Source organism: Longimicrobiaceae bacterium (assembly GCA_035936415.1).
Lineage (GTDB): Bacteria > Gemmatimonadota > Gemmatimonadetes > Longimicrobiales > Longimicrobiaceae > JAFAYN01.
Genome location: DASYWD010000314.1, coordinates 1 through 6426, shown reverse-complemented (window position 1 = coordinate 6426; position 6426 = coordinate 1). Strand labels below are relative to the sequence as shown.

Annotated in this window: 6 protein-coding genes; 2 read left to right on the top strand and 4 right to left on the bottom strand. The window is 72.7% G+C overall.

Features of this window, described 5'->3' with window-relative positions; genetic code table 11:
- Positions 1–37: 37 nt before the first annotated feature.
- The 3 genes from VGR37_12990 to VGR37_12980 all read right to left on the bottom strand — a co-directional run bounded on the left by VGR37_12990 (position 38) and on the right by VGR37_12980 (position 3232).
- The gene (locus VGR37_12990) at positions 38–799 is read right to left on the bottom strand and encodes a TonB family protein (protein HEV2148313.1); all 762 of its coding nucleotides are present in this window, start codon (positions 797–799) and stop codon (positions 38–40) included.
- Positions 800–1016: 217 nt separating this feature from the next.
- Positions 1017–2153, bottom strand: coding sequence for a PQQ-dependent sugar dehydrogenase (locus VGR37_12985; GenBank protein HEV2148312.1), 1137 nt, complete (start codon positions 2151–2153; stop codon positions 1017–1019).
- An 86-nt stretch (positions 2154–2239) separates the two neighbouring features.
- Complete coding sequence (locus VGR37_12980; protein HEV2148311.1) at positions 2240–3232, bottom strand: hypothetical protein; 993 nt, start codon at positions 3230–3232, stop codon at positions 2240–2242.
- A 201-nt stretch (positions 3233–3433) separates the two neighbouring features.
- Here VGR37_12980 and VGR37_12975 point away from each other — a divergent pair, with 201 nt between their 5' ends.
- The gene (locus VGR37_12975) at positions 3434–4747 is read left to right on the top strand and encodes a hypothetical protein (GenBank protein ID HEV2148310.1); all 1314 of its coding nucleotides are present in this window, start codon (positions 3434–3436) and stop codon (positions 4745–4747) included.
- A gap of 1 nt (position 4748) precedes the next feature.
- On the opposite strand, the gene VGR37_12970 is transcribed toward VGR37_12975, so the two are convergent.
- Positions 4749–4955 carry a hypothetical protein gene (locus tag VGR37_12970; protein ID HEV2148309.1) on the bottom strand — a complete coding sequence of 69 codons (207 nt, stop codon included), beginning with the start codon at positions 4953–4955 and terminating at the stop codon, positions 4749–4751.
- A gap of 380 nt (positions 4956–5335) precedes the next feature.
- Here VGR37_12970 and VGR37_12965 point away from each other — a divergent pair, with 380 nt between their 5' ends.
- Positions 5336–6394 (top strand): SDR family oxidoreductase, encoded by a 1059-nt coding sequence (locus tag VGR37_12965; GenBank protein HEV2148308.1) that lies wholly within the window; start codon positions 5336–5338, stop codon positions 6392–6394.
- The last annotated feature ends 32 nt before the right edge of the window (positions 6395–6426 follow it).

The following is a 6426-nucleotide window of genomic DNA, read 5'->3' as shown; positions in this document are numbered from 1 at the left end:
CGCCCCCCGCCCCTCGTGTCGTCCGTCCGCGGAGCGGTCAGCGCTCCAGCGTCCAGGTGATCGGCAGGGTGATCATCACGCGGACGCCGCGCCCGCCCACCTTCGCCGGCCGGAAGCGGAAGCGCTCCGCCGCCTTCACGGAAGCGTCCGAGAACCCCTCGTGGGTGGTGGACACCACGGTCACGCTCCCCGGCTCCACCCGGCCCTGCGCGTCGATCACGAGCTGCAGCTGCGTCTGACCGGCGATCCCCGCCTCGCGCAGCAGCGTGGGGTAGAGGCGCTGCAGGACGCGCTGCATCTCCGCGGCGTTCGCCAGCGCCGGGCGCTCGGCGACGGCGCCGACGTCGTACACCTCGCCGCCGGAGACGACGGGGCCGGTCGCGCCGGTGGGCGGCCGGTCGTCGGCAGGGTCTACCGGGCCGACCACGTCGCCCCGGACCCGGCCGATCCCGTCGACGTCGGCCGGGGTGAGCGGGCGGTCCGCGGGGCTGTAGTCGGGCAGCCCCTTCGGGATGTCCTCGGGCGGGGTGGGCTGTACGTAGTCCCCCGTCTTGGGCGCGCTCGGCGCCTCCGGCCTCATCGGCTCGGGGACGGCGAGCTCCGGCTCGCGAGGGGGCTCCGGCACCTCCGGCACGTAGGGGCCGATGGGGAGGATGTCCACCACCTCGCGACGGGGCTCCCCGCCGGAGGCGAGAAGGACCCCGCCGAGGAGGAGGACGTGCGCGCCGACGGAGGCGGCGACGGTGGCCGGGCTCCAGAAGCGGCGCTTGCGGCGCCCGGACGTGAGGTTGGAGAACATGCGGCACCTTCCCAGGCGGAGGTGGGGCGGGCGGCCGGGGATCGGCCGGGATGCGTACCGCACCGCAGGCGCAACGTACGGTCCCCGGGATCGCCGGAGGGCCAAGCCGAACCCCCGCAGCGGCTTACCTTCGCCGGGCACCGCAACCGCGCCCGCCCTGCGTCTGCGGGGGAGGACACCCCGCCGGACGGAAAGGAGGACACCCCGGGCCCGGGGCTCACGCCGGGGCCATCCGGTACACCCGCCCGCTGGCCGAGAGCACGTACAGCTCCCCCGCCGCGTCCTCCCCGAACGAGAGGACGTTCCCCACGTCCCCGAAGTCCCACTCCCGCCGGTCCGCCGCGCCGTTCCCGTCGTAGCGGAAGCTGCGCACCCACCCCCGACAGAAGTCTCCGTAGAAGTAGTGCCCGCGCAGCGCCGGGATCCGGCTTCCCCGGTACACGTACCCGCCGGTGACGGAGCACCCCTCGGCGTGCGAGTACTCCAGCACGGGGATGACGAGCCCGTCCCGGCTGCACCCCTCCGCCGGGCGGAAGCACCGGCTCCCCTCCATGACGTTCCACCCGTAGTTCAGCCCGGCCGCACCCGCGCGGACGACGTTCACCTCCTCCACCGCGTTCTGTCCCACGTCGGCCGTGTAGAGGAGCCCGGCCTCGCGGTCCCAGGCGAAGCGCCAGGGGTTCCGCAGCCCGGTGGCCCAGACCTCCCCCCGCGCGCCGGACCGCCCCGCGAAGGGGTTGTCCGCCGGGACGGCGTACGGGTCCCCGGCGTCCACGTCGATGCGGAGCATGGCGCCCAGCAGCGTCGCCGGGTTCTGCCCGTGCCCCTGCGGGTCGTTCGCGGAGCCGCCGTCGCCCATCCCCACGTACAGCCTGCCGTCGGGCCCGAACGCCACCAGCCCGCCGTTGTGGTTCGAGAACGGCTGCGCCACCTGCAGGATCAGCTTCGCGGACGCGGGATCGGCGCGGTTGCGGTCGCCGCTCACGCGGTAGCGCTCCACGCGGGTGTCGCCGCCGCGGTCGGTGTAGTTGACGTAGAGGTAGCCGTTGGAGGCGTACGAGGGGTGGAAGGCCACGCTGAGCAGCCCCCGCTCGCCGCCGCTGGAGACGCGGTCGGCGATGTCCAGGAAGGGCGCGGGGAGGAGCGCGCCGTTCTCCACCACGCGGATGCGCCCCGGCTGCTCCACGACGAAGAGGCGCGGATCGCCGCGCGGGGCGGTCAGGTACAGCGGGTTGGCGAGGCCGCGCGCCACTTCCTCCAGCCGGACCCCCTCGCCGCCCGGGTCCGGCGGCCCCGAGCCGTCGTCGCCGGAACAGCCGGCGAGCAGGCAAAGCGCGAGCGCGAAGCGGATCATGGGCCTCCTCGGGGGCGGCGGGTGTGGGGGACGGCGGCGCGTGCAGCGGCCATCCGCCTCACCGCACGCCCCGCGCCGCCGCTCCCCTACCAGCGGCCGGAAAGCTCCACCTCGCACAGCTCGCTGGGAGCGGCGGGGTCGTCGCTGTCCACCACCACCCAGGCGCGGCCGGAGGACGCCAGCGCGAGCCCTTCGACCTTCGCGGTGAACGGGCTGCCGTCGGGCCCGCGCAGCGGCGTCCAGCGCACCCGGTCCGGGGCGTCGAACACGCCGAGCGCGGATCCTGCGACGCGGCCGTCGCGGGTGGCGTCGGGCGAGTCTTCCGCGGCGGCGGAGTACAGGAGCCGCCCTCCCCCGTGCGCGGCGTCGGTGAAGCCGAGCCGCAGCCCGTCGATCTCGCCCAGCCGGTAGCGCACCACCTCCTGCGGCTCCGGCGGCGCCGCTTCCGGGTCGCGGAGGTAGGCCCGGAGCGCCGCCCACTCCAGGTCGCAGGTGGCGTCCACGGGGAGGAGGCCGCCGCGGGGGGCGCCGTTCCCCCGCCCGAAGAGCCGCAGCCGCCCCCCCAGGAGCACCGCCCCCTCCACGTTCAGGTCGCTCCCGGCGAAGTCGTCGCGCTCCCGGAGGCGGCGGTACAGCGCGGAGGCGTCGCGCAGGGCGACCGTCGGCGCGCTGCCGGGGAGCCCTTCCACGACGGCCACGCGCTCGCGGCGCGCCGACGACCCCGAGCCGAAGGCCAGGAGCAGGTCGCCCTCCGCGCCGGGGACAGCCACGCACGCCTCCAGGTCCAGCTTGTGGGCCTTGGTGCCCCGCACGTCGTCGAACTGCCGCTTTCCTCCGTGGCCCGCCGGGAGGGGGACGGCGCGGGCGCGGAGCGTCGCCGGGTCCACCAGCGCGACGAAGTTGGCATCGTCCTGCACCACGGCGAGGTTGCCGCCCACCCAGGCGAGGCTCGACCCGGCGCGGACGTGCGCGGGGCGGTCCAGCTCCGCGTCGGGGCCCTCCTCGTACAGCAGCGGCACCCGCGCGACCACGCGCGCGGAGAGCCCCGGGTCCTCGACTGCCTCCACCTCTCTGGCCATGCTCCGTCCTCCACCTGGAGAAAGGTCCGGCGGACCGGGAGGCAAACTATGCGCCCGGAGCGGCCCTGCCCACCCGGGTGCCGGCACGTTCCGCGGTGTCGGCGAGGCGCCATGGACGCGCCTCTGGCGCGTCCACTTTGTCCACGTTATCGTGTCGGCAGCGTAGAGATCCAGAACGCCCACTCCTTGCGCATCCTGCCCATGTGCCATCCGCGCTACCCCGGCCCGATCGTGCTCGACCCCGACGAGCGGATCCCCTACGTGTTCATCGTGAAGGAGCTGACGGAGATCGGGAAGGAGGAGGCCGGGCTGGTACTCTGGCAGGTGCTGCGCGACGTCCGCTCCTGGCTGGAGGCGATCACCGCGCCCGACGAGGCCACGCTCGACGAGGCGGGGTGGCGGCTGGACGGGCTGGTGCCGGAGCTGTCCGCGACCCTCCCCGCGCTCGACCGCCTCATCCGCGATGCGGTCCCGGACCAGCCCGCGATGGAAGCCGTGGCGCTCGGGTGCATGCACGTGGGCCTCTGGGCGGAGGACGCCGCGGCGGGACGCACCGCGCTCGCCTTCTTCCAGGCGGCGGAGGACGCGGACCCGGACAACCCGCACCATGCCTACAGCGTGGGCCGGGTCGCGCGGAAGCTGGCCCTGTACGACGAGGCGGAGGGGTGGCTCAAGTGGGCGCACTGGGTCGCGCGGGGCGCCGGCCGCTGGGAGGTGGCGACGCTGGCGATGTCCGGCCTGGGCAACCTGTACCGCCAGCGCGGCAACCTGCCGCTCGCCATGCGCTATCACAAGCTCACGCAGCGGATCGCGCGGCGGCACGACCTGCGGACGCTGGAGGGCGACGCGCTGTACGACCTGATGCTTCTCAGCTTCGACCTGATGAACGAAACGCTGGCGATGGAGTACGCTCGGCGGGCGATCTCGGCATATGGACCCGGACACGGCCGGATCTTCCGGATGTCGAAGGACATCGCCTGGCTCTGGATGGATCGCAGCGGAGAGTTCGAAAGCGCCGCGCAACTCTTTACCTCGCTGCTCGACCACGTGTGGGAGCCGCGCAACCGCCTCCTGCTGCTCGCGAGCCTCGCGAGAGCGGCCGCCGGAGCAGGTTGGAAGGAGGTGTTCGAGAGCATGTGGATCGAGAGCTGGGCGACGATCCGCCATCAGGCGACGGCGGACGGCCACGCCGCGGCCCTCGCCCAGCTCGCACTCGGCGCAAGCAGCTTCGGATCCTGGGATCGGGCCCAGCTTGCGGCCGAGGAGGCATTCCGCCTTGCGAAGGAACGGGCCGAGGGGGAAGTGCTCTTCGTTGCGGAATCGATCCTGGACGCAGTCCGACACAGCGTGATCGCCGAAGAGAAGATCCACGGTGTGAATGGAACCCGGAGCAATCCCGCGCGGAGAAGCAGCGAAGCCGCTGCCGACCTTACTACCAACCTGATGACGGCCATGAGGGTGCGGCGGGACGACGCGCCCTATAGTCCCATCCACACCCTCATGCCGATGGATTAAATCAGTTGCCGCTCCCGCATGTCCCGATGCCGCAGCGCTCCGACAGCGTCGTCGACGTCGTGTCCGCCCCGATGGAGTTCCCCGATCCGTCGAGCCCGACACCGTCGAACGCCGGCCTGGCGGGCGAGACGGGGCCTCCCTGCTCCGCGGAGCAGGCGGAGAAGAGCGCGAGGGCAAGCGCGGCGAGGAGGATACGAGTGGTACGCATGGGTAGGACTCCTGACTGGAAATGAGAGGCTGGGGCGGGCGATTTCCCGCGCCCAGGCACCAAATGTAAGCGCCTATGTTCGATTGAGATAGCGCCTAAATATGTACGCTGTGTACGTCCTTGTGTATACAGAGTTTACACTCTCCTGACCCAGATGTCCTGGAACGATCGAGCGCCGCCTTGAGCGGGAGCAGCACTGGACACCCGGCCGGATCCGTCGCGAGCTTCCCTTCCTCGCACCTCCGCACCTGTCGGATCCATCCAGCAGGGGCTCCGACAAGCCGTAAACCGCACCAGCTTCGTCCATCCCCCGGCACGGCGGTTGCGGCCCGCTCCCTCCCCCTCTCATGGGCAACTCTCACGAAGGAGCGGAGCATACGATGGACATCAAGTTGAGGCCGCTGGAGGAGCAGGTGATCGTCGTGACCGGCGCGACCAGCGGGATCGGGCTCGCCACCGCGCGGCTGGCCGCCAAGCGCGGGGCGCGGGTGGTGCTCGTCTCGCGCGACAAGTCCGACCTGAAGAAGGCCGTCCGCGCCATCCAGAAGGACGGCGGCGAGGCCACCTACTCCGTGGCCGACGTGGGCGACATGGACGAGCTGCGCTCCGCGGCCGAGCACGCCGTCAAGGAGTTCGGCGGCATCGACACCTGGATCAACAACGCGGGCGTCTCCATCTACGGCCGCATCGAGGAGGTCCCGCTGGAGGACGCGCGCCGCCTGTTCGAGACCAACTACTGGGGGATGGTGCACGGCTCCCTCCTCGCCGCCGAGCACCTGCGCGAGCATGGCGGGGCGCTGATCAACGTGGGGAGCGTCGTTTCGGACCGCGCCATCCCGCTGCAGGGGCACTACTCCGCCAGCAAGCACGCCATCAAGGGCTTCACCGACGCCCTGCGCATGGAGCTGGAGGAGGAGGGGGCGCCCATCTCCGTCACCCTGGTGAAGCCGTCGTCCATCGACACCCAGTACCCGCAGCACGCCCGGAACCTGATGGACCGGGAGCCCAGCTTCCCGCCGCCCGTGTACTCGCCGCGGGTGGTGGCGAAGACCATCCTCCGCTGCGCCGAGCGGCCCGTGCGGGACATCACCGTGGGCGCCGGCGGGGGGGTTCTCGCCGGGATGGGGAAGCTGGCCCCGCGCCTGACCGACCGGTACATGGAGTCCAGCCTCTTCGAGCAGCAGAAGAGCGACGAGCCCACGCCCGCGAAGCGGCGCGACGCCCTGCACCGCCCGCGCAAGGGCGACCTCGCCGAGCGCGGCGACTACCCCGGCCACGTGGCGAAGAGCAGCGCCTACACCGGCGCGAAGCTGCACCCCATCCGGACCATGCTGGCGGTGGCGGCGCTCGGCGCCGGGGTGGCGATCGCCCTCCGCGGCGGCGACGGGCTGGGGGGCGGCATCGGCGAGGGCTCGGGCGACTGGACCGCGAGGGACTGACCCGCGGGGTGGCGCGGGCGCAACAGTCCACC

Bases quoted from the DNA above. Each gene is read 5' to 3' on its own strand.
- VGR37_12990 (HEV2148313.1), bottom strand. From the start codon at position 799: ATGTTCTCCAACCTCACGTCCGGGCGCCGCAAGCGCCGCTTCTGGAGC.
- VGR37_12985 (HEV2148312.1), bottom strand. From the start codon at position 2,153: ATGATCCGCTTCGCGCTCGCGCTTTGCCTGCTCGCCGGCTGTTCCGGC.
- VGR37_12980 (HEV2148311.1), bottom strand. From the start codon at position 3,232: ATGGCCAGAGAGGTGGAGGCAGTCGAGGACCCGGGGCTCTCCGCGCGC.
- VGR37_12975 (HEV2148310.1), top strand. From the start codon at position 3,434: ATGTGCCATCCGCGCTACCCCGGCCCGATCGTGCTCGACCCCGACGAG.
- VGR37_12970 (HEV2148309.1), bottom strand. From the start codon at position 4,955: ATGCGTACCACTCGTATCCTCCTCGCCGCGCTTGCCCTCGCGCTCTTC.
- VGR37_12965 (HEV2148308.1), top strand. From the start codon at position 5,336: ATGGACATCAAGTTGAGGCCGCTGGAGGAGCAGGTGATCGTCGTGACC.